This window comes from Bacillus aerolatus (genome assembly GCF_009183655.1).
GTDB lineage: Bacteria > Bacillota > Bacilli > Bacillales > Domibacillaceae > Pseudobacillus > Pseudobacillus aerolatus.
This window is the reverse complement of the sequence record NZ_WEIO01000032.1, coordinates 1-527: the sequence shown is the minus strand read 5'-3', so window position 1 is coordinate 527 and position 527 is coordinate 1. Positions and strand designations below refer to the sequence as shown.

The window sequence follows — 527 nt, the reverse complement described above, 5'->3', positions numbered from 1 at the left end:
TGCACATGTGTTTCGATAAACGGATGACATGCGGCAGGATCAAAGGAAAGAATATGAAAATTCATATCAAAATCTAGATCCATAGGCAAAAGATCTTTAATATTGACATTATGCATGTCGTCATAATTTCTAAATTCAATCTTGTTGGCGTGGTCTGAAACAACCCACGGCTTCCGTCCTTCAATGGGACGATATTTTTGCTTATAAAGGAATAGTCTGGAATCACCGTCTCCAAGGTTTTCTAAATACATTTTTGTCCCTGGAGGACAGTATAAATAACCACTTTCTTCAAGAACAAATTCTTGCTCACCTGCCGCAGCTTTTATTGCTCCTTCAATCACATAGACGAATGTTTCTACATCTGCTTGTCCGCCAAATCCCTCGCTATTTTTCCCGCCATTTTGCATGGTCACAACGTAATCGACAAAGCTTGCTCCAAGCTTAGGTGAACCCAAAATAGAAATAATACAATTTTCAAACCCCGGGATAACATTATTCACCAATCCTTCAGGTGCGATTAATGCATA

1 protein-coding gene is annotated in these 527 nt (G+C 39.1%); it reads right to left on the bottom strand.

Annotation, left to right across the window (positions count from 1 at the left end; translation table 11 throughout):
- A partial coding sequence (gene allE / locus F9802_RS19460; protein WP_152154743.1) for a (S)-ureidoglycine aminohydrolase occupies positions 1–527 on the bottom strand: 527 nt, incomplete at both ends.